This window comes from Sphingomonas sp. PvP056 (genome assembly GCF_040549155.1).
GTDB lineage: Bacteria > Pseudomonadota > Alphaproteobacteria > Sphingomonadales > Sphingomonadaceae > Sphingomonas.
This window is the reverse complement of the sequence record NZ_JBEPST010000001.1, coordinates 789,515-811,751: the sequence shown is the minus strand read 5'-3', so window position 1 is coordinate 811,751 and position 22,237 is coordinate 789,515. Positions and strand designations below refer to the sequence as shown.

Annotated in this window: 21 protein-coding genes and 1 tRNA gene; 9 read left to right on the top strand and 13 right to left on the bottom strand. The window is 62.9% G+C overall.

The features are described 5' to 3' along the window. Positions 1-3: 3 nt before the first annotated feature. Together ABIC17_RS03825 and ABIC17_RS03820 are read right to left on the bottom strand one after the other, a co-directional pair. A complete protein-coding gene (locus tag ABIC17_RS03825; protein WP_354279302.1) occupies positions 4-966 on the bottom strand; it encodes a hypothetical protein in 963 nt (320 codons plus the stop codon). Between the two features lie 180 nt (positions 967-1,146). Continuing rightward, complete coding sequence (locus ABIC17_RS03820; RefSeq protein ID WP_354279301.1) at positions 1,147-1,854, bottom strand: response regulator; 708 nt, start codon at positions 1,852-1,854, stop codon at positions 1,147-1,149. 61 nt (positions 1,855-1,915) lie between these two features. Here ABIC17_RS03820 and ABIC17_RS03815 point away from each other — a divergent pair, with 61 nt between their 5' ends. After that, positions 1,916-2,566, top strand: a complete 651-nt coding sequence (locus tag ABIC17_RS03815) for a response regulator transcription factor (RefSeq protein WP_354279300.1) — start codon at positions 1,916-1,918, stop codon at positions 2,564-2,566. Between the two features lie 149 nt (positions 2,567-2,715). Here the strand turns inward: ABIC17_RS03815 and ABIC17_RS03810 are convergent, their stop codons facing one another. From ABIC17_RS03810 to ABIC17_RS03785, 6 genes are all read right to left on the bottom strand, one after another. Then, positions 2,716-3,027, bottom strand: a complete 312-nt coding sequence (locus tag ABIC17_RS03810) for a hypothetical protein (protein ID WP_354279299.1) — start codon at positions 3,025-3,027, stop codon at positions 2,716-2,718. Between the two features lie 877 nt (positions 3,028-3,904). Continuing rightward, positions 3,905-4,315, bottom strand: a complete 411-nt coding sequence (locus ABIC17_RS03805) for a hypothetical protein (RefSeq protein WP_354279298.1) — start codon at positions 4,313-4,315, stop codon at positions 3,905-3,907. Beyond that, positions 4,305-5,312: a DNA/RNA non-specific endonuclease gene (locus ABIC17_RS03800; protein WP_354279297.1), complete on the bottom strand. Its 1,008-nt coding sequence runs from the start codon at positions 5,310-5,312 to the stop codon at positions 4,305-4,307. Before ABIC17_RS03800 ends, ABIC17_RS03805 begins: the two co-directional genes overlap by 11 nt. 255 nt (positions 5,313-5,567) lie before the next feature. Then, positions 5,568-5,879: a hypothetical protein gene (locus ABIC17_RS03795; RefSeq protein ID WP_354279296.1), complete on the bottom strand. Its 312-nt coding sequence runs from the start codon at positions 5,877-5,879 to the stop codon at positions 5,568-5,570. Next, complete coding sequence (locus tag ABIC17_RS03790) at positions 5,876-7,042, bottom strand: hypothetical protein (RefSeq protein WP_354279295.1); 1,167 nt, start codon at positions 7,040-7,042, stop codon at positions 5,876-5,878. Before ABIC17_RS03790 ends, ABIC17_RS03795 begins: the two co-directional genes overlap by 4 nt. 56 nt (positions 7,043-7,098) lie before the next feature. After that, positions 7,099-7,185: transfer RNA gene (locus tag ABIC17_RS03785), tRNA-Leu, on the bottom strand. Between the two features lie 97 nt (positions 7,186-7,282). Here ABIC17_RS03785 and ABIC17_RS03780 point away from each other — a divergent pair. From ABIC17_RS03780 to ABIC17_RS03745, 8 genes are all read left to right on the top strand, one after another. Next, positions 7,283-8,218, top strand: coding sequence for a complex I NDUFA9 subunit family protein (locus ABIC17_RS03780; protein ID WP_354279294.1), 936 nt, complete (start codon positions 7,283-7,285; stop codon positions 8,216-8,218). A gap of 73 nt (positions 8,219-8,291) precedes the next feature. Then, the gene (locus ABIC17_RS03775) at positions 8,292-9,101 is read left to right on the top strand and encodes an undecaprenyl-diphosphate phosphatase (protein WP_354279293.1); all 810 of its coding nucleotides are present in this window, start codon (positions 8,292-8,294) and stop codon (positions 9,099-9,101) included. Positions 9,102-9,260: 159 nt separating this feature from the next. Beyond that, entirely contained in the window at positions 9,261-10,703 is a 1,443-nt protein-coding gene (locus tag ABIC17_RS03770; protein WP_354279292.1) for an NAD(P)-dependent oxidoreductase, read from the top strand. Beyond that, on the top strand, positions 10,700-11,455 hold the full coding sequence (locus ABIC17_RS03765; protein ID WP_354279291.1) for a DUF2059 domain-containing protein: 756 nt from the start codon (positions 10,700-10,702) through the stop codon (positions 11,453-11,455). Before ABIC17_RS03770 ends, ABIC17_RS03765 begins: the two co-directional genes overlap by 4 nt. After that, the gene (gene gltB / locus ABIC17_RS03760; protein ID WP_354279290.1) at positions 11,452-15,972 is read left to right on the top strand and encodes a glutamate synthase large subunit; all 4,521 of its coding nucleotides are present in this window, start codon (positions 11,452-11,454) and stop codon (positions 15,970-15,972) included. The genes ABIC17_RS03765 and gltB overlap by 4 nt, the downstream gene beginning before the upstream one ends. 188 nt (positions 15,973-16,160) lie before the next feature. Then, positions 16,161-16,601 (top strand): hypothetical protein, encoded by a 441-nt coding sequence (locus ABIC17_RS03755; protein ID WP_354279289.1) that lies wholly within the window; start codon positions 16,161-16,163, stop codon positions 16,599-16,601. 282 nt (positions 16,602-16,883) lie between these two features. Then, a complete protein-coding gene (locus tag ABIC17_RS03750; protein ID WP_131526591.1) occupies positions 16,884-17,555 on the top strand; it encodes a glutathione S-transferase family protein in 672 nt (223 codons plus the stop codon). Next, a complete protein-coding gene (locus ABIC17_RS03745; RefSeq protein ID WP_502958400.1) occupies positions 17,536-17,898 on the top strand; it encodes a tRNA-binding protein in 363 nt (120 codons plus the stop codon). Before ABIC17_RS03750 ends, ABIC17_RS03745 begins: the two co-directional genes overlap by 20 nt. Here ABIC17_RS03745 and ABIC17_RS03740 read toward each other — a convergent pair. From ABIC17_RS03740 to ABIC17_RS03720, 5 genes are read right to left on the bottom strand one after another with little or no spacing between them, the layout of a single operon-like run. After that, positions 17,890-19,377 (bottom strand): hypothetical protein, encoded by a 1,488-nt coding sequence (locus ABIC17_RS03740; protein WP_354279288.1) that lies wholly within the window; start codon positions 19,375-19,377, stop codon positions 17,890-17,892. The two genes, ABIC17_RS03745 and ABIC17_RS03740, sit on opposite strands and share 9 nt — an antisense overlap. Before the next feature lie 38 nt (positions 19,378-19,415). Then, entirely contained in the window at positions 19,416-19,844 is a 429-nt protein-coding gene (locus ABIC17_RS03735; RefSeq protein ID WP_354279287.1) for a hypothetical protein, read from the bottom strand. A gap of 12 nt (positions 19,845-19,856) precedes the next feature. Continuing rightward, positions 19,857-20,390, bottom strand: coding sequence for a demethoxyubiquinone hydroxylase family protein (locus ABIC17_RS03730; protein WP_354279286.1), 534 nt, complete (start codon positions 20,388-20,390; stop codon positions 19,857-19,859). Positions 20,391-20,392: 2 nt separating this feature from the next. Further along, complete coding sequence (locus tag ABIC17_RS03725; protein WP_354279285.1) at positions 20,393-20,860, bottom strand: disulfide bond formation protein B; 468 nt, start codon at positions 20,858-20,860, stop codon at positions 20,393-20,395. A 1-nt stretch (position 20,861) separates the two neighbouring features. Beyond that, positions 20,862-22,205: a S41 family peptidase gene (locus ABIC17_RS03720; RefSeq protein ID WP_354279284.1), complete on the bottom strand. Its 1,344-nt coding sequence runs from the start codon at positions 22,203-22,205 to the stop codon at positions 20,862-20,864. Positions 22,206-22,237: the final 32 nt, after the last annotated feature.

Genomic DNA, 22,237 nt, shown 5'->3' with positions numbered 1-22,237 from the left:
TCCTCACTGTATTTTCACGCTGAACTGGATGCTGCGGCTGCCCGCTGTCGCGACGTCGCCGAGCGCGACGCGGATAGCAGTGGTGGTCGCGCTGCCGGCGTCGTCGTTGCTCGCGTCGGACAGCACTGCATCGTCGAGCCGCAAGCTGCCGGGGACATAAGCGGTGCCCGTCGGGACTGGGTCGTCGATCACCACGCCCCGCGTCGCACCGGGGAAGCTCGCGACGAGCCGGTACGTCACGATCGCGCCGGGGATGGCGCGCGCGCTGCCATCCGGCGCGAGTACGCTTTGCGTTTTGGCGAGCGTGGGGACGCCAGTGGTCAAGGCAAGCTGCGTCGTCGCAGTCGCGGTCGCCCCGGTTGAACCGACGACGGCATCGCCGCCCCCGTCGCCGCCATTCGGGTAAGCCGTTCCCGCGGCACCGCTGCCGGTGCGCGCGGTGGCAACTGCCGTGATGGCGGTCGCCGCCGTGACCTGCGCGCCGTCGAGCAGCGCGAACACGCGGATCGTCTGACCGAGCGCGAGCGGCACCGCAGCGCCCGGTGCAAGCGTCTGGTCGGTCGCGGCGGAATAGACTCCGTCGCCGTCGCTATCGATTGCGAGACGGTCGAGCGAGAGCCCGGCCGTGCCGCTGCCGATGGTGACGAGATAGTCTTCCTGCCCATTGCCGGTATTGGTCAGGACGAAGCCTATCGCCACGGTCTCGCCGTTCCGCGCCGTTGCCGTCGCCCGGTCGGCCGCGATCGTCACGTCGAGGATTTCGGCGGTGGTCAACGTGACGGTGTTGGACGCGAGCGCCTCCACACCGCCATCGGTGGTGCGGGTCATCGTGGCGGTGTTGGCGATCGGCGTGCCCGCCGGTGTCGCGGCGATCGCAGGCGACGCAGCGAACAAGGCGACAGCCGCGGTGATGCAACGCGACCCCTTGCGCCCAATCCCACCGTTGCTGCCATTCCCTGCTTGCACGCTTGTTACCCACCGTTGCGATGAAGCCACTCAAGCCGGGTGGGGTTAACGGGATGCTACTTGTGGATGATGGCCATATCGATCTGCGACCAAAGTCTAAGGGGTTGGAGTGGTTTGGTATTCCTTTCGATCACGATGCCGTGTCCGGACAGGCCCAAGCTTTCGTCAGCCGGTAAGGGTTTAATAAACGCCGCGCGCGTGCGCTGCCCGGGCGAGCGCGTAGATCGCGACGCGTGCTTCGCGACGCGCGGCCTCGCACATCGTCCCATCGCCTTCCGATACCGCCAGCCAACTTTGACCGAGGCGCGCGAACCCCAGGGTTCCGGCAATCCCGGCGACCCGATGCGCAGCACTTCGATCCAGGGCAGTATCCATCACGGCGACCGCATCCACCAGTTGCATCTGGAAGCGCCCGGCGAGTGCGTCGATCTCGCTCGCCCCGAACACCTCGGCAAGGCGGGTGATGCCCGCCAGCAATCCGACCGGGCTCCACGCCACGATCGCCGCCGTGACAGCGGCCAAATCAGCAAGGTCCGGCAACACAGCATCGATCAAGCTGTCGTGATCGGTCGTCATGGGTGCGGATGCCAATACAGGAACAAGCCTTGCCGGCGGAGACAACCTGCGGACGGCCTCGATGACCGGGGACGGGCTGCCCTGCAACGTCAGATCGACGACCACGAGATCGGGCAGGTGCCGTGCGTGCGCAAGCGCCTCCCCTATAGTGTCGGCACAGTATACGATATGTCCGAGCGTGGACAGTTCCGCCATGATCGACGTCAGCCCCGACATCGGTTCGAAGACGCCCAGAATAGTGAAACCGCGTTCGGAAATTTGCGAGGCTCCCGCTCGAAACCGTTGATCTTGATACAGGACTTTCATACGCATGTAGCCCCAGACGGCACAAGCTGCGCAGAAACGAGACATCATCCGGGAGGCGCGCTACAGAATGACGGCAGGACATGTACTGATCGCGGATGATCATCCACTGACGCGCGAAGGGCTGATCCTGGCGGTCAAGCTCGCGATCCCCGGTGTTGTGATCGATACGGCGGGTTCGATCGATGAAGCCGATCGCGTGATTGCACTTCGCCGCAAAGGCTACCGTCTCGTTCTGCTGGACTTCGTACTCCCCGATTCTCGCGGATTTTCGGGCCTTTTGCGATTACAGCACGTGCTCGGCCAGACCCCGATCGCCTTCGTTTCGTCCATCCGCGATCCGTCAGTGATCGAGGCAGCACAGGTGCTCGGCGCGGTCGGGTTTCTATCGAAGAGCTGGCCGCTCGATCAGCTTACCGCCGGCCTTCGCGACATCATCGTCGGCAAATCGGTCTTCCCGTCGATCGACAAGAGCCATTGGCCCACCCATTCGGCGCGCGACTTGCTCGCGACGCTGTCGGGGGCGCAACTGAAGGTCATGCTCGCACTAGCGGACGGACGGTTGAACAAGCAGATCGCAGGCGACCTCGGTATTACCGAAGCGACCGTGAAGGCCCACATGTCCGCGATCTTCCGCAAGCTCGGCGTCACTAACCGTGCGCAGGCATTGCTGGCGATGCAGCCACTGCTTGGCACGGCGGCGGCAGCGGACAAACCATGACCGCGCGGTGGCCTTCGTTGCTACGACAGGAGCCGGCGGTTGAGCGTTATTGTGTGTTCGAGAAGCGACGCCTCAGTTGCCTTGAGGAAATTTCACCAAGCGAATTTTTCGTGTGATAACGCACTTTACGCGTTTCCCGCAGTCTGCGTTTAGTCGCGCGCCTCGCGTATTGCCTCCAACTCTGCCAGGCGCTTGGGATCGTCAGCCGCCAGTTGTTCTTCGAGGTAGTAGTGATAGGGAATATCCCGCACCAAATGTTCCGCTACGCCTGAAAATTCAGGAGCGATGATCGCGAACGCATCAATCACTTCGCGCAAGAATGCCTTATCCAACGCTTGAAGGTCCGCGCCCAGCATTTCCATCATTTGGACAGCCTCGTCAGGATCGAGCGTGTCGTCATCCGTGAGGTCAAGAAAAAGTGAGAAATGAGCGATGATGCGCGCGACCTGAATAGCAATCATGGTTCCACCATCCTCGCCCTGATATTGCCGACCTTTAGTTTCTTCAGTAGCCTCCTGGCTGCGACTAGCTGCTTCTTGTCGGGAACCTCCCACACAGCATTAAGATTATGCTGTGATAAAACCTCGGACTGCCGAAATGTTTGCGCTTTCGCCCGCGGCATCGAACAGACGGACCGTTTCCTGTCGATCAGGGTATCGCCTTGCACACCGTCGAATTTGACTGATCGCTTCGAGCCGTCCAGAAGGGTTCGTGTCAACGTTGGTACTAGGCCGGGCCGTGCGCCCGTGGCGGTGGCGTTATAGGCTTTCCAAGGCTTTTCAGACACAAAGGTCTCCTTTACCTAGCCGATCTGCGACGGTTCCTAGGACACGAGCGCTTGAAGCGCGCGCAATTGGCGCAAGGTGGGAAATTTGTTGCGTTGCCACAAGTACCGCAGTCAACCCGATATTGCCCCTGATCGATCCGGCAGCACGCCCCAAGATCTCGCGGCGACGCTTGCTTAATCGCATCAACCCACCGCGATATAGATCAGTGTTAGCGTGTTTCTCCGTTGCAAGAACCGAGTTGATCGTTCCGGCAATCCGGCAATGGTGACGGTCGGCCATATCCCGGTCCGCAGCCAACTCAAAAAGCTCGTCGTCACTCGACATCGAATATGTGAATCCTGCCGCCCCCGCTTTTTGTGCGGCGAGGACAACTGTATATAGTTTGCCAAAAATCCAATATCTTCAAATGTTTACGGTTTGGATACAGTTACCACTTCAAGTATTTAAAGCTTTTATAAATAATATTACCTTACAGCAACGGTTATATGGCGATAATACTATTCATGGATGAGCATTTATTATGCCTAATCAACCAGCGTGTCATTATACATCAGTCCAGTACCCCGTCCTCAGGTGGCCAGGGTGGATAGACGATCGGCTTTTCGCCAAAACGCCGTTGAACCGCACGCGCGCGACGCTCGACGACATCCTCGTCGGGATCAATCTCTTCAGGATAGATATACACAACCTCAAACCTGCCGTCGCGATACAGATACTCCAACTCCATCCAACGTTCATCGCCCTCCTGGGCTTCCCACAGTTCAAGCAGCGCAAAAGGCAGTCGCCTGTTTATTGGCCGACGATACAGGATTTGATTGCCCAGTTCCTTGAAGATTGATTCTCCGACCATGTTGTCATCGAGCTGAGCATAAAGCAGTGTGGGTTCTAATGGATATGCGCGGTCTGCCGCCAACAATTGTCCAATCTCGTCGAGCAGAGCATTGACCTCATCATTTGCCACGATTTCTCTCCGATTGTCTGTTGGGGAATTTCGCACTCTTCTCTTTACCGTCGACTCTCCACCACACATCGATCACCGATGGGCGCACTGATCCGCCATCGAATTGCGGAACGATTCTGACCGTCACGGTTCGCCCGGTGCGCTTGTCTCTCGCCCATTCATCCTCGAGCACACGATAACCGCCGCGATTGAAATTGGCATTCTGCGCGAAGTGATTGAACGCCTCGGTTGGCCCATTGAATCGCGCAGCGACATAATGGCCACCATCATCCGTAGGCTTCCGTTCGACACCGCCCGCCTGCGCCTGCGCCGTGCGGGACCGCACCTGCTTGCCGGCCAGTACAAGTGCACCGGAAACGTTGCGCGTTCGCCCTTTGTCATCGATCTGATATTCGTAACCGTTGCGAACTTCGCTATGCATTTGCGGCGCGCTATTGGAAAAGCCGGACCGTTCTTCAAGGCGTGTCTTTGATTCTGCTGTTTGCTGCTTGCCGGCTGCTATGGTGCTGTCTGACACCTGCAGCTGTTTTTCAGGATCATTAATCCAGGGTTCGCGCGATGAAGCCCCGCCACCGCCGAAGCGACCGCCACCACCACCTGTGAATCCCGCACCAGTCGAGCCATTCTTGAGGTTGGGGTTTGGCTTGGCAGTTCTCGGCGATGTCGCCGCTGGACGTGAAATCTTGCTTTGGGAATTGGGCCCCGGAACTGCGCGTGGCTTATGGCGATCTTCCGGAGTTCGAGATTGCGGTGCCCCTGCCGATCGTGCCGCAAGACTGCCGCCGCTGCCGGACCTTCCGCCGCTAGAAGCCCCATTCCCATCGCTCCGCCCGTAAGCGCGCCCCGAACCCGCGAACGTAAAACGACCATCTGCCGGATCATGCCAAGGGTTGAATTTGACTTCCACGCCGCCGGAAGGGGTGACGGTCGGCCATCTCCCGGTCCGTAACCAAACCGAAAAAGCGCGTCGTCGCTCGGTATCTGATATCTGAATCATGCCGCCCCCGCTGTCTCTGCGGCGAGAACATCTGAGCAACATTTTCCAACAAGTCAAGACAGCAAAATGCCAGCATACATTGCGTGCTGAAGCTAGTGCCGTAGTCTAAAGACTGGCGTCCCATATTGGACAAATACAGGCACTTGGATCATTGGAATATTACTATATTACGCCGGACGATCAAAGAGCGTCTTTGTTGACAGGATAACACGGCGCGATTGATCGCAACTCCAGCTTTACGCTTCGTTTTGGAGTTTACGCCTTTGCATCCCGTATGGCCTCTAACTCGGCCAGCCTTGCCGGGTCATCAGAGGCAAGAGCTTCTTCAAGATAGAAGCCGTACGGCAAGTCCCGTACCAATTCCTGCGCTTTACCGCTGTATTCCACGGCAATTATCGGAAACGCGTCGACGAGTTTCCTCAGGAAGGGTTTGTCCATCGCTTCCAGCTGGCTACCAAGAACCTCCATCACCCCGCAGGCCTCGTCGGGATCAACGAGATCGTCGTCCGACAACTCACAAAAGATGACAAAATTAGCAATGATCCGCGCGACCTGAGCAGCTATCATAATTTTATTACCCTGACACCAATGTTCGTAACGTTCCTTTTCTTTAGAAGCTGGAGAGCTTTGACCCTTTGGACGGGTGTGGGAACTTCCCAAAATCCAATCATATTGTGTTGCGCCAAAACATCCGCTTGGCGCGACACCTGCGCTCGGGCACGTGGCATATTCCTGATACTTGACTTTCGATCGATAACATAATACTCAAATACTCCATCAAACTTAACTAATCTGATCGAGCCATCCGCCATCGTTCGGGCAAATGCCGGCGCATAGCCTACCTGCGCACCAGTTGCTGCGTCGTTGTATGCCTTCCAGGGCGCCACGCTATTAGAGTGTTCTTTAGCCCAATGTACTTTCAGTGGTTTATAAACAGTCTCCGACGCTATCGCACCTGCTGAGCGCAACGCGGAGACTTTGGATATCACCGCTCCGGGGACTGCTGCCACCACAACATTGCCAGCGACGAGACCCGTTGACCTCCCCCAATCGCGCACCGAGGCATTCGTAAGCGCAGTCGCTGCACGCGCGATGTGGACGGTCGTTGGCGTAGCATCGGCCACGAGCGCCGCGTCGATCGTACGCGCAACTGCGATCCCGACATTCTGGACAGTTGTGATAGGATTGGTCGTGAGTATGGAGTACACACCTGTTACTGTACCCGCGCCGACGCGGTACAGACCCTCGCCGACGCCTTCGGCGAATTCTGCAACCGGATTTGGCGGATCGATCCGTCGCGATGCCGCGGCTATCGACTCAGGCTCAGCCGTTGAGCGACTTTGCGGAGTTTCGCTAACTCGTGTCGGTTTTTCGGAAGATGGAGTTTCCCTGCGCGGCATCTTCGCGCCGCGCGATTCCGCACCAGACTGCCCGCGATGACCCGTGTTTGGTGAACGGTCGCTGGTGCGGCGCTTTGGTTTCTGCGCGGCACCGCCATGGTAATGCCCTGAACCAACAAAGGTGAACCGACCGTCGGTGGGATCATGCCAATGATTGAATTTGAACTCGACGACGTCCGGGTTCGAGATGCGTGGCAGTCTGCCTGTTCGCAACACCGAGAAAACGCTGTCTGTCGCTCGTGATTTGCAGACTGTATCATGCCGCCTCGCCCCATCGATACGACGAGAACATTTGAGCAACATTTTCCAACATGTCAAGATTAACGCCATGGCACCCCTATCGGATACCATAGATCGTCCTGTACGAGATGGAGTAGTCTAAAGACTGGTGCCCGGAAGAGGACTCGAACCTCCACGACCTTGCGATCGCCAGCACCTGAAGCTGGTGCGTCTACCAATTCCGCCATCCGGGCACTGGGTAGGTGGCGGGCCTTAGGGGAGCGTCGTTGGTCTTGTCAACACGCACGATGCTAGGCAGAGGACAGATCGACATTCGAGAAGGCGCTTTCGATGAACAACAAGCTGGTGACTTTGATCGGCGGCGGGGGTTTCCTCGGCCGCTATGTGGCGCAGGCGCTGCTGGAACGTGGTGCGCGCGTGCGGATTGCGCAGCGCGATCCGCGGCAGGCGTTTTTCCTCAAGACGCAGGGTGGGCTTGGCCAGACGCAATTCGTCGCAGTCGACATCACCAAGCCCGAATCGATCGCCCGCGCGGTTGCCGACGCGGATGCGGTGGTGAACCTCGTCGGGATCCTTGCCGGCGATTTTCAGAAAATTCAGGTCGATGGCGCGCGAATCGTCGCTGAGGCTGCGGCGCATGCCGGGGTGGCGACGCTCGTCCACATGTCCGCGATCGGCGCGGATAGCGCGTCTGATTCGGCTTATGGCCGCTCGAAGGGCGAAGGCGAGGCCACGGTCCGCGCAGCTTTCCCGGCTGCGACGATCCTGCGTCCCTCGATCGTGTTCGGGCGGGAGGACCAGTTCCTTAACCGCTTCGCCGCGATGATCGGCAGCGCACCGATCGTTCCGGTGCTGCGGACCGGCACCAAGTTCCAGCCGGTTTATGTCGGCGATGTCGCACAGGCCGTCGTGCAGGCGATCGACGAGCCCACGATCGCCGCGGGCAAAACGTTCGAACTCGGCGGACCCGACACGATCACGATGGGCGCGCTGGTGCGCTGGATTGCCAAGACGACCGGGCACAACCGTCGGATCGTCGATGTGCCGGATGTGATCGGCGCGGCGATCGCGGGGCTCGGGTTCCTGCCCGGCGCACCGATCACCAAGGACCAGTGGCGGATGCTGGCGCATGACAATGTCGTGGCCCACGGCGCGAATGGTCTTGAGGCGCTCAGCATCACGCCCACGCCGCTCGACGCGGTCGCACCGAACTGGCTCGTGCGGTATCGCAAGGGCGGTCGCTTCTCGACGCCCGCCGCGGCCTGAAGCACGCGCGGCGATCAGCGGAGGTCATCGCACTCAGGGGAACTGACCCGGGGAGCGGCAGAAGGGAACTTACGTGAACGAGATCATCAGCATCATCCTGCTCGGCATCGTCGAGGGGGTCACCGAGTTCTTGCCCGTCTCCTCGACCGGCCATCTCATTTTGGCGACCAAGCTGCTCGGTTATGACGCCGCGCGCTGGGGTGCGTTCAACGTCATCATCCAGCTGGGTGCCATCCTCGCGATCGTTGCGCTTTACTGGCGGACGTTCTGGGCGGTCGGCATGGGTGTCATCAAGCGCGAACCCAAGTCGCTGCTGTTCGTCCGCAACCTGCTGGTCGCCTTCATTCCCGCAGCCGTGATTGGCTTGACGATCCACAAGCAGATCGAGGCGTTGCTTGGCAATGCCGAGGTGGTGGCGATCGCGCTGATCGTCGGTGGGCTTGCGATCATCGCGGTCGAGCGTCTTGCGCCCAAAAGCGACATCGTCGGGGTCGCCGACATTCCACTGCCAAAGGTGATCGGGATCGGCTTCCTGCAGTGCCTGGCGATGGTCCCCGGCGTCAGTCGCTCGGGTGCCACGATCCTCGGCGCGCTCGCGCTCGGGGTCGAGCGGCGGACCGCGGCGGAATTTAGCTTCTTCCTCGCGATTCCGACGATGCTGGGGGCAACCGCGCTCGAGCTGGTCAAGAACCGCCATGAGATGATGAGCGGCGAGGGCGTCGGGCTTGGCGCGATCGCATTGGGGTTCGCAGTGTCGTTTGTCGTCGCCTTGCTCGTGGTGAAGTGGTTCATCGGCGTGGTGACGCGCTATGGATTCGTTCCCTTTGCGGTGTACCGTATCATCGCTGGCGCGATTGCCCTGGCTTGGCTCTCGACGCTATAGGTCCACATCGGTACCTTTAAGCGTCTAGTCCGTGCTTTCCAACCGACCCCGAACACCCACTACCGTTTTATAGGTCAATGTCGCTGCCATATATGCCACTTTTGCGGTGACAGCGACATAATAGTACGATATGCGCCGCCTTCTCGAAAGGATGGGTGCATGGCCGACTCTTTGCTGCTCAAGTTTGTAGATCGCGATCAGGCCTATCCGGCCAAGCGCGACCCTGAACTGCGTGCTGAGGATTTTCAGGAGATCGCGGATCGCTATGCGGTCCCCGATGCCGAGCAACAGGCCGGGCGCTGCTCGCAATGCGGCGTGCCCTATTGCTCGGTGCATTGCCCGCTTCACAATCACATCCCCGACTGGCTCCGCCTGACCGCCGAGGGGCGGCTGCGTGAAGCCTATGAGCTGAGCAACGCCACCTCGACCATGCCCGAGATCTGCGGCCGGATCTGCCCGCAGGACCGGCTGTGCGAAGGCAATTGCGTGATCGAATTCTCCGGCCACGGCGCGGTGACGATCGGCGCGGTCGAGAAGTTCATCACCGACACCGCCTGGGAAGAAGGCTGGGTCGAGCCGTTGGTGGTCGGCCCCGCACGCGGGCAGTCGGTCGGCGTGATCGGTGCTGGCCCCGCTGGCCTGTCCGCGGCGGAATATCTCCGCGGCAACGGCTATGAGGTCCACGTCTACGATCGCTACGACCGTGCGGGCGGATTGCTGACCTACGGCATCCCCGGCTTCAAGCTCGAGAAGCCCGTCGTCACGCGCCGCGTCGAGCGGCTCAAGGCGGGCGGGATCGTGTTCCACGAGAGCTTCGAGGTCGGTCGCGATGCGACGCTCGACGAGCTCCGCCAGCGTCATGACGCGCTGCTGATCGCGACCGGCGTCTACAAGGCGCGCGCGATCAAGGCCCCCGGCGTCGAGCGTGTCGGCGTGGTCGATGCGCTCGACTTCCTCACCGCCTCCAATCGCAAGAATTTCGGCGATGCCGTCCCCGCGTATGACGACGGCAGCCTCAACGCGGCGGGCAAGCATGTCGTCGTGATCGGCGGCGGCGATACCGCGATGGACTGCGTGCGCACCGCGATCCGTCAGGACGCCGCGTCGGTGAAGTGCCTCTACCGCCGCGACCGCGCCAACATGCCGGGCTCGCAACGCGAAGTGAGCAACGCCGAGGAAGAAGGCGTCGAGTTCGTCTGGCTCTCCGCGCCCGAAAGCTTCGTCGGCGAAGACCGCGTGTCTGGCGTCAAGGCGAGCGCGATGCGGCTCGGCGCGCCCGATGCGAGCGGTCGGCGCGCACCCGAGATCGATCCCGAGGGCGGGTTCGATCTGCAGGCCGATCTCGTCATCAAGGCGCTCGGCTTCGACGCCGAGGATCTGCCGCGGCTGTTCGATGCGCCCGAGCTTGGCGTGACGCGCTGGGGCACGGTGCTGGTCGACAACAAAACGCTGATGACCTCGCTCGACGGCGTGTTCGCGGCGGGCGACATCGTGCGCGGCGCGTCGCTGGTGGTGTGGGCGATCCGCGACGGAGGCGACGTTGCGGCGACCATGCATAACTTTCTGAAGGCGAAGGCGCGCACCGCGAAGGTTGCGGCGTGAGATACGTCTGTGTCGTCGCGGGCGCGCTGGCCCTGGTCGGGCCATCGGCCTTCGCACAGGGCGTGCCGACATCCGTTGCTCAAACTGCCGCACAACCCGGCGCGCCGACGGATCCCGCCCGGCTGGCAGTAGCGCGCCGCGTCGCTGCACGGCTCCTGCCCCCCGGCGTCTACAAGCAACTCATGTCAGGCTCGATGGACGCGATCATGGGAAGCGTGGGCGGTGCCATGAAAGCCATGCCGCTCGGCCAGATCGCGCAAATGGGCGGGATGAAGGTCGAGGATGCGCAGAAACTCGACAAGATCGATCTCACGCAGATCATGGCAATCTACGACCCGCGGTGGGAAGAGCGTCAGCAACTCATGATGCACGCGATGCTCGGGGCGATGGGCGACTTCTTCACGACGATGGAGCCCGAGCTTCGCGACGGGATGGCGCATGCCTATGCCAATCGTTTCTCGCTCGCCGAGTTGACCGATCTGGATCGTTATTTCGGAACGCCCACCGGGGCGAAATATGCGGCGACCGTCACAACGATCATGACCGATCCTGCGGTCATGAATACGATGAGGGACATGATGCCCAGGATGATGCAGCAAATGCCGCATTTCATGGAGGCGGCCACGAAAGCGACCGCCGCGCTGCCACCGCCGCGACGGATGGAAGACCTGACCCCGGCTGAGAAAGCGCGCCTTGCGAAGGCGATGGGTACCGAAGAGAACAAGCTGCAAGACCCCAAGGGCACATCATGACCAACATGGACTCCGAACGCCTCCGCCTCGCCGAACACGGCATGTATCGCCCCGAATTCGAGGGCGACGCGTGCGGCGTCGGTCTCGTCGCCGCGGCCGATGGCACGCCGTCGCGCCGCGTCGTGCAATCCGCGATCGATGCGCTGAAGGCGGTGTGGCACCGCGGCGCGGTCGATGCCGATGGCAAGACCGGCGATGGCGCGGGCCTGCACATCGATCTCCCGCTCAAGTTCTTCGACGATGCGGTCGCCGCCTCGGGCCATCGCCAGATGCCCAATCGCCTCGCCGTCGGCATGATCTTCCTGCCGCGCACCGATCTCGGCGCGCAGGAGGCGTGCCGCACGATCGTCGAAAGCGCGATCATCGAGGAAGGCTATACCATCTACGGCTGGCGCCAGGTGCCGGTCGACGTGTCGGTGATCGGCCAGAAGGCGCAGGCGACTCGCCCCGAGATCGAGCAGATCATGATCGCGGGCCCCCTGCCCGACCAACAGACCGCCGCCGAGTTCGAGAAGAACCTCTACCTCGTCCGCCGCCGGATCGAGAAGCGCGTGATCGCGGCGCAGATCCAGGGCTTCTACGTCTGCTCGCTGTCGTGCCGGTCGATCATCTACAAGGGTCTGTTCCTCGCGGAATCGCTGTCGGTATTCTACCCCGATCTGCGCGACCCGCGGTTCGAGAGCCGCGTCGCAATCTTCCATCAGCGCTATTCGACCAACACCTTCCCGCAATGGTGGCTGGCGCAGCCGTTCCGCTGCCTCGCGCACAATGGCGAGATCAACACGATCCGTGGCAACAAGAACTGGATGCTCAGCCACGAGATCAAGATGGCGAGCCTGTCGTTCGGCGATCAGTCGGAGGACATCAAGCCGGTGATCCCGGCGGGCGCATCCGACACCGCAGCACTCGACGCGGTGTTCGAGGCGATCTGCCGCTCGGGCCGCGATGCCCCCACCGCCAAGCTGATGCTGGTGCCCGAGGCGATGGCGGATTCGATCGACATGCCCGCCGATCATCTGTCGATGTACCAGTATCTCGCGTCGGTGATGGAGCCGTGGGACGGCCCCGCCGCGCTCGCGATGACCGATGGCCGCTGGGCGGTCGCGGGGATGGACCGCAATGCGCTCCGGCCGCTGCGCTATGTCCGCACGGTCGACGGGATCGTCATCGTCGGGTCTGAAAGCGGGATGGTCGTGGTGCCTGAATCGACGATCATCGAGAAGGGCCGGCTCGGGCCGGGCCAGATGCTCGCGATCGATCTCGACGAGGGCGTGCTGTACCATGACCGCGCGATCAAGGACCAGATCGCGGGCGAGGCGGATTACGCCGCGATGATCGGCGCGTTCAAGCGGATCGAGGCGCTGCCGCAGCCTGCCGAGGACGCGATCATGCGCTTCGATCGCGCCGACCTCACGCGCCGTCAGGTCGCGGCGGGGCAGACGCTCGAGGACATGGAGTTGATCCTGTCGCCGATGGTCGAGGGTGCGAAGGAAGCGATCGGCTCGATGGGCGACGATACGCCGCTCGCGGTCATCTCGGACAAGCCGCGACTGATCAGCCAGTTCTTCCGGCAGAATTTCAGCCAGGTCACCAACCCGCCGATCGACCCGTTGCGCGAACGCCATGTGATGTCGCTCAAGACGCGCTTCGGCAATCTCGCCAACATCCTCGATACCGAGGATCGGCGCGACGGCGTGCTGGTGCTCCAGTCGCCGGTGCTGGACGGCACCGCTTGGGCGCAGCTCAAGGCGCATTTCGGTGCCCAGGCGGCGGAGATCGACTGCACCTTCGAGGCAGGCGGCGGGCCGGAGACGCTTCGTGCCGCGATCGCCCGCATCCGTGCCGAAGCGGTGACGGCGGTGCGCCAGGGCAAGAGCGAACTGTTCCTGACCGACATGGCGATCGGCGTCGACCGGATCGGCATCGCGGGCGTGCTCGCGGCGGCGGCGGTGCATACGCACCTCGTCCGCATGGGGCTGCGCTCCTATGCCAGCATCAACATCCAGACCGCCGAATGCCTCGACACGCATTATTATGCGGTGCTGATCGGCGTCGGCGCGACCACCGTCCACGCCTATCTGGCCGAAGCGTCGATCGCGGATCGCCAGGCGCGCGGGCTGTTCGGCGAGCTGACCCTTGCCGAATGTCTCACACGGCACCGTACCGCGGTCGACGAAGGTTTGCTCAAGATCATGTCGAAGATGGGGATCGCGGTGATCTCCAGCTATCGCGGCGGCTATAACTTCGAGGCGGTCGGCCTCAGCCGTGCGCTCGTCAACGATCTGTTCCCGGGGATGCCCGCGAAGATCTCGGGCGAAGGCTATGCCTCGCTCCATCTCAACGCGCAGCTTCGCCACGACAAGGCGTTCGACGAGGGCGTCGCCACGCTCCCGATCGGCGGCTTCTATCGCCAGCGCCACACCGGGGAGACGCACGCTTACTCGGCGCAGCTGATGCATCTGCTGCAGAATTCGGTCGCGAACGACAGCTATTCGACCTACCTGCAATTCGCGCGCGGGGTGGAGGCGCTGCCCCCGGTCTATCTGCGTGATTTGCTTCAGTTCAAATATCCTGACGAGGGCATCCCGGTCGACCAGGTCGAGGCGATCACCGAGATTCGCAAGCGCTTCGTGACGCCGGGCATGTCGCTCGGCGCGCTCAGCCCCGAGGCGCATGAGACGCTCGCGATCGCGATGAACCGGATCGGCGCGAAGGCGGTGTCGGGCGAAGGCGGCGAAGATCGCACACGCTATCAACCCTACGCCAATGGCGACAATGCCAACTCAGGCGTGAAGCAGATCGCCAGCGGACGATTTGGCGTTACAGCAGAGTACCTTAACGCCTGCGAGGAGATCGAGATCAAGGTCGCGCAGGGGGCCAAGCCCGGCGAGGGCGGGCAGCTCCCCGGCTTCAAGGTGACCGAGTTCATCGCCAAGCTGCGCCATGCGACGCCGGGCGTGACGCTCATCTCGCCGCCGCCGCATCACGATATCTATTCGATCGAGGATCTTGCGCAGCTCATCTACGACTGCAAGCAGATCAACCCGACTGCGCGCGTGTGTGTCAAGCTCGTCTCGTCCGCCGGGATCGGCACGGTCGCGGCGGGCGTGGCCAAGGCGCATGCCGACGTCATCCTGATCGCAGGGCATGTCGGCGGCACCGGGGCCTCCCCGCAGACCAGCATCAAATATGCCGGCACGCCGTGGGAAATGGGGCTGTCCGAGGTCAACCAGACGCTGACGCTCAACGGCCTGCGCGGGCGGATCAAGCTGCGCACCGATGGCGGCCTCAAGACCGGGCGCGATATCGTCATCGCGGCGATCCTCGGCGCCGAGGAATTCGGGATCGGCACGCTGTCGCTCGTCGCAATGGGGTGCATCATGGTGCGGCAGTGCCATTCGAACACTTGCCCGGTCGGCGTCTGCACGCAGGACCAGAAGCTGCGCGACAAGTTCACCGGTACGCCGGAAAAGGTCATCAATCTCATGACCTTCATCGCCGAGGAAGTCCGCGACATCCTGGCACGGCTGGGGTTCCGCAGCCTCGACGAAGTGATCGGCCGGACCGAGCTTCTCCGCCAGGTCAGCCGTGGTGCGGAGCATCTCGACGATCTCGATCTCAACCCGATCCTCGCCAAGGTCGATGCGCCCGACGACCAGCGCCGCTTCAGCCTGACCGGTCGGCGCAACGAAGTCCCCGACAGCCTGGACGCGCAGATCATCAAGGATGCGGGCGCGGTGTTCAGCCGGCGCGAGAAGATGCAGTTGACCTATTCGGTCCGCAACACGCACCGCGCAGTCGGCACACGGTTGTCGAGCGAGATCACGCGGACCTTCGGCATGTCGGCGCTGGCGGACGGGCACGTCCATGTCCGGTTGCGCGGGTCTGCGGGGCAGAGCCTCGGTGCGTTCCTGTGCAAGGGGATCACACTCGAAGTATTTGGCGACGCAAACGATTATGTCGGCAAGGGTCTGTCGGGGGGCATCATCGCGGTGCGCCCGGTGGTGAGTTCGCCGCTCGCGTCGCAGGATAATACGATCGTCGGCAACACCGTGCTCTACGGCGCAACCTCGGGCAGCCTCTATGCGGCTGGCCAGGCGGGCGAACGCTTCGCCGTCCGCAACTCGGGCGCGAACGTCGTGGTCGAGGGCTGTGGGGCGAACGGGTGCGAGTATATGACCGGCGGGACCGCGGTGGTGCTCGGCCCGGTCGGCGCGAACTTCGGCGCTGGGATGACCGGCGGGATGGCGTTCATCTACGACGCCGACGGCAGCTTCGCGCGGCGTGCCAACCCGGACAGCATCACGTGGAACCGGCTGTCGTCGCTGCATTGGGAAGCGGTGTTGCTTGGCATGATCCGCGCGCATCATGCTGCAACCGATAGCAAATGGTCGGGTGCGCTGCTCGATGACTGGGGCCGCGTGGTGGATCGGTTCTGGCAGGTGGTGCCGAAGGAAATGCTGACTCGGCTTTCGCATCCACTCGACGATCGGGTGGAGCAGGTGGCGGCGGAGTAAGGCGGCTTCTTGCGTTGGTTCTGTCGTCCTCCCGCGAAAGCCGGAATCCAAGGTTTTGCAAAACAACGTCTGCTGACGTTTGCGACCCTGGACTCCCGCCTTCGCGGGAGCACGAGCCGGCCAACCAATCGACGCGCGCCCTAAAAGCTGCTATAAGCGCCGCCTGACCACACACCAAAAGGTACGCTATGCGCCTGTATCTCCTGGGTTTGTTCGCCCTCACCGCCGCCACCCCGGCGTTCGCGCGGGAGCCTGCTCCCCGCCCCGCGCCGCAGATCGATGCGGCACAGGTCGGCGCGCTGCTGTCGAATCCGCTGATCCAGGAAGGGCTTGCCGCGGTCGTCGACCAATATGCCGCGGCCTTGCTCCAGACTCGCGTGGGGCCGGTTGCGAAACTGGCAGGTCCGGACACAGGCATCCGTCAGGAGGACACGCTGGGTGACGTGATCGGGCGGCAGGACCCGCAGTATGCGGACCATATCCATAAGGGTGCAAAGGGCGCGATAGCCGCGACCGGGCAGGCCGCGAAGGATATTGCCAGCATGTCCGCCGAGCTCCAGCGCACCGCAGAACGGCTTCGTACTGTGCTGGGAAGCACCAATCTGGGTCTAGATTCGGCACGTAATTAGCGCGCGCGCGACGGGTTTTACGCCATTCGCGCCAAGTTTCGCGCTGCTTTTGCACCACGCTTTCCCGGCGAAGGCCGGGACCCAGTGGCGATGGCCGGAGTAACGTAGCGCAGCCGATTTTCTCCTCCGTTGCGCTCCTGAGCCCCGGCCTTTGCCGGGGAAGGTTGGAGGAGTGTTCAGGAGGCGGTCCAGCGCCGCATCATCCCGCTTCGTCGGTCGCCCGACCGATAATTCCTGCGCGCCATCTTCCCCCTGCGCCGCACACCTCCTACCACCACGGGCATGTGGCAACTTTACCAATTCCCGCTCTGCCCGTTCTCCCGCAAGGTCCGGCTCCTGCTCGGCGAAAAGGGCATCGGCTATGAACTCGTCCGCGAAAGCCCGTGGGATCGGCGGGACGAATTCCTCGACATGAACCCGGCGGGGCAAGTTCCTGTGCTGGCGGACCAGACGCGCGGGATCCTGCTGATGGATTCCATGGCGATCTGCGAATATCTCGAGGAAACGGTCGAGAAGGCCGCGATGATCAACGGAACCGCGACCAGCCGCGCGGAAATTCGCCGCCTCGTCGCGTGGTTCGACACGCAGTTCTTCGCCGATATCGTCGCGCCGCTGCTGCACGAGCGGATGGAAAAGCGCCTCGTGACGAAGGAGCCGCCCGATTCGAAGCGGCTTCGCGACGCGATGAAGGCGGCGGTCCGCCATCTCGATTACACCGATTATCTGCTCGACCATCACAACTGGATGGCGGGCGCGACGATGAGCCTTGCCGATCTTGCCGCCGCGGCGCAGATTTCGGTCGCGGACTATCTCGGCGGGATCGACTGGAAGAATCACGAACAGACCGCGAAATGGTATCGCGGGTTCAAGAGCCGCCCGAGCTTCCGCCCGTTGCTGTCCGAACGGATGGAGGGAATCATGGCGCCGAAACATTATGACGATGTCGACTTCTGAGCCTTCTCCCCGGATCGACTTCGGGGATTTCCTGAAGGTCGACATTCGCGTCGGCACGATCGTCGAGGCGCTCCCCTTCCCGCAAGCGCGCAAGCCCGCCTACCGGCTGGTGATCGACTTCGGGCCCGAGATCGGCACCCGCCGCTCCTCGGCGCAGATCACGGTGCATTATACGCTGGACGAGCTGGTCGGGCGGCAGGTCGCGGCGGTCGTCAATTTCCCGCCGCGCCAGATCGGGCCGGTGATGTCCGAAGTGCTGACGCTCGGCTTCCCGGACGAAGCGGGCGAAGTCGTGTTGATCGCGCCGGACCAGCCCGTCCCGAACGGCAGTCGTCTATTCTGACAGCCTGCGTTCCGCACGCTGCGTCTGCCACACGATCAACCCGAGCAGCGGCAGCGCGATGTCGAGATAGAACGCGAAGCCGAACCACGCATTCCAGCCCCAGAACAGATTGGGGAGCGTCTCGAGCTTGCCGGTCAGGAACAGGTCGAGGAAGTTCCGCGTCCACACCGGCACCGCCATCGTCTCCGCCGCGAAGATGTCGGTGCTGGCGATGATCAGGTTGATGACGATCGACACCGCCAGCAGTGCAGCCGCCGCATACCGCGCCCGATCGCTGGAAAGCGATGCCCAGAACGGTGCGAGCCCGAGGCCAAGGAACGCGATCGCCGGAACCGAATGCCGAGGCCCCACCGAGGCCCCACCGTCCCAGTAGAAATAGGACGCATTGACCGACACGACGATCGCGACCACCGCCACCGCGAGCCAGCCGAGATCGCGCGTAGCGGGACGGCGGATCATGCGGGCCAACCCGACGCCGCCGACGATTAGCACGGGCGACACCCACAACAGTCCGCGTCGCAACCCGAACACGATCCCCCACATCGCTACCGGCTTGGGATAGGTCAGTCCGAACAGCCCCTGGTTCATCCCGTCGAAACCGACGACACCCTGATATCCCAGCATGAACGGCGTGCCGAAGGCGATCATGTTATACGCCACTACCGGCACGATCGCCGCCCCCGCACAGATCACCGTAATGCCATAGATCCGGCCACGAACCCGCGCCACGGCACTGCGCGTGCGCCACAGCGCCCAAACGCCGATCGCGATGCCGCTGAGCGCCGCCTGAAACTCGACCGCCACCGCCCAGCCGAGCGCAAGCCCCGCCAGTACCGGATAGCGCCAACGCGTGAACGCGCGTGGCCCCGACGTCCCGCGCCAGATCGCCCAGGTCGCAATCACCAGCAGCGCCGCCACCGGCGCATGACCGAACAGGCTGGTCGACCAGCCCCACACGATCGACCCCAGTGCATATCCCAGCGCGGCGAACAGCCCCGCCGCGGGACTGCCGGTAATCCCCGTCCCGAGATCGAGCAACAGCACGGCCGCACATGCAGTGAGCAGCGCGACGCTGGACGCAACGACTGCGGCAAGGCGGATACCAAGGAACTTCATCAGTCGTGGATTGGCGATGTCGATGACCTGATCGCTAGCCTTCGCACCGGACAAGCGGTCGGCTGCCCAGACGGCGGGGACCGCCATCAGCGTCATGCCGGGGGCCTTGTCCATATAGTAATGGCGTGCGCTACCCTCGCCGAACTGCGCCTTGTCGATCGTCAGCGACTGGTAGCGATCGATCCGCGCGTCGCCCTGCTCGACCAGCGCAAGCGCCGCGAACAACCGCGTCGCGTTATTGGGGTTGAACGCATAGGAGCCGAACCAGACGCACGACAGCCAGACCAGCGCGAACAGCATGGCAGCGACCGCAGGCGGGCCGAGGACCGCATCTGGCCGCGACATTCGGTTGTCTGCGGTCATCCTAAAACGCGGGTCAGCACCGATCCGCTTTCGCTACGCTATTCGAGCGCCCGGTCGACCGCGCGCTGGTCCTTCTTGGCGGCCTGCCGCTCGCGCTTATACTGTTGCCCGCGCTGCGCCAGGCACCCCATCGAGCCACCCGCACCGACCGTCGAGCAACTGCCAATACCCTCGACTCCGACCTTGTCGTTCGCTTCTGCCTTGGCCGCCCAGCTCTGATTCTCGGGCGTCACTTCCAGTTCGCGCAATTCCTTGGGGATGCGGAACTGCTCGCCCGGGGCACGCCGCACGCACACGACGATCTCGTTGCCGTTGGTGTCGGTCGGGCATTTCTGGTTGCCGTAGATCGTCATCGTCGGGGTCGGCACGTTCTGCGCGGCAAGCGGTGCCGACACGAACAAGCCGGAAGCTGCCGCCGCCAGTGCAGCGGCAGTGATCGTCAGCCGGGGGAACAAGGAACGGGTCATCAAGTCTCTCCGTCAAATACGCTTGGCTGTCGCGATCGCGACCTTGCAGCCGAGCCGGATCAGCCCGCTCAACACCGGATAGCCGACTGCGCTTTCGGCACCCGCGGCCAGCGCGGTTTCGCGGTGCTCGACCTCTTCGGCCTGGAAGTCGCGAATCGCGTCGGTCAGCTCTGGATCGCTGTCGCCCAAGGCGACGAGCTGATCCTCATAATGCTTGTCGATCTCGGTTTCGACCGCAGCGGTACACGCCATCGCAGCTTCGGGGCTGATCGCCGCGGTCACCGCACCCAGCGCGAAGCCCGCGACGTTCCAGATCGGCTCGAGCAAAGTCGGGCGAACCCCGCGCCGCGCCATCATCGCATCGAAGAACGCGCGGTGGCGCTCCTCCTGATTGGCCATGCCCGCAATCGCACGCGCCGCCGGGCTGCGATCGCCGAGCACCGCCAATTGCCCTGCGTAGATCCGCGTCGCGCCGAATTCCCCGGCCTGATCGACCCGGATCATCGATCGGCTCGCGCGGCGCGCATCGCCCGGTTTCCAGCTCATGCTCATTTCCTCCGCAATGCCCAGAAGATGGCGATTGCCCCGGCGATCGAAAAGACCGCGTTGAACCCGGCGAGCGAAATGCCGCCCAACGTCCATTGCGCGACGTCACACCGCACGATCGGCGCCTTCATGATCGATTCAAGCGTGACGGGGCCGGTCATCGTCGAGGTGCATTCGGTGAAACCCTGCCACCAGTGATATTCGACGCCGGCATGAAACACGCCGATCGCGCCGCTGACCAGCACCGCGACCGCGGCGAGCGCGACGAGCAGGCGCTGCGTCCCCCGCCCCGGCACGACGAACGCGAGCACCGCGAGGACGAGCGCGACGATATGCGGATAGCGCTGGAACCAGCACAATTCGCACGGATACAGCCCGCCGATATATTGCGACGCGAGCGCGCCGCCGAGCAGTGCCCCGGGCACGATCAGCGCCAGCAGGCGCGCGAGCGGAAAGCGATCGGTTGTCATGTTATTTGGAGGCCGTCGCCGACCGCGGCGCCACGGTGCCGAGACGACCGATCGTCTGGAGCGCGTAGCTCATCTGGAAATCCTCGATGCCCTTGGCCTTCAGCTGTTCGGGCGTTGCCGCGAAGCGTGGGTCGGTCTTGGTGTCTTCCTCGATCGCGGCATTGTCCGCCTTGACCTCATTGATCAGATGGCGGCGCAAATCGTCCTCGCGGAATACGGGGCGCGACTTGTAGTCGGGATCGGAAATCTGTGGCACCGCGATGTCGGGTTCGATCCCGCCTTCCTGCACAGATCGACCCGACGGCGTATAATAACGCGAGGTCGTCAGCCGCAGCGCGGCGTTCGCGCCGAGGTCGATCACGGTCTGCACCGAGCCCTTGCCGAACGAGCGTTCGCCCATGACGAGCGCGCGGTGATGATCCTGCAACGCACCCGCGACGATTTCCGATGCCGAGGCCGTGCCCGCGTTGGTCAGCACGACGATCGGTACCCCGTGCGTAAGGTCGCCCTTCACATAGCTTTCGGCATAGAAGGGTTCGATATCCGCCTTGTCGCGGCCGCGCTGCGACACAATCTCGCCGCTGCTCAGGAAATTGTCGGCAACCGCGATCGATTCGTCGCGCAAGCCGCCGCCATTGTCGCGCAAGTCGATGATATAGCCGAGCGGATCACGCCCGAGCTGCTTCTGGATGCCCTTGATCGCGGCGGTGACCGCGTCGCCGGTATGTTCGGAGAACGTGTTGATGTTGATGACGCCGACGCCGTCCTTGACGCTCCACTTGACCGGCTTCTGCACGATCTTCTCGCGGATCAGCGCGACCACCATCGGCTTGTCGCGGCCCGGACGCAGCAGGGTGAGGCTCACCTTCGACCCCGGCGGCCCACGCATTTGCGTGATCGCCTCGTCGAGCGACTGGCCGAAGATCAGCTTGCCGTCGATATGCGTGATGTAATCGCCCGACTTGATCCCGGCACGCCCGCCCGGCGTGTCTTCCTGCGGCGCGATGACCTTGATTGCGCCATCCTGCATCGTCACCGTCAGACCAAGCCCGCCGTAGCTGCCGAGCGTCTGGATCCGCAGATTGTCGTAATCGAGCCCGGTTTCATAGGCGCTATGCGGATCGAGCGCCGCGAGCATCCCGTCGATCGCGCCCTTCACCAGCGTCTTGTCGTCGACCTTGTCGACATATTCTGCCTTCACGCGATTGTAGACGTCGAGAAACACCGACATCTCGCGGTAGGTGCCGGTATCGATTGCAGCCATCGCACTGGTCCCCACCGGCACGATCGCCAGCACTGCCGCGATCGCGGTAGCTTGCAGCAGGGACGTTGAGAAACGCGACATTGGCGGAATACTCGAGCGGCAGGAGGGCAGAT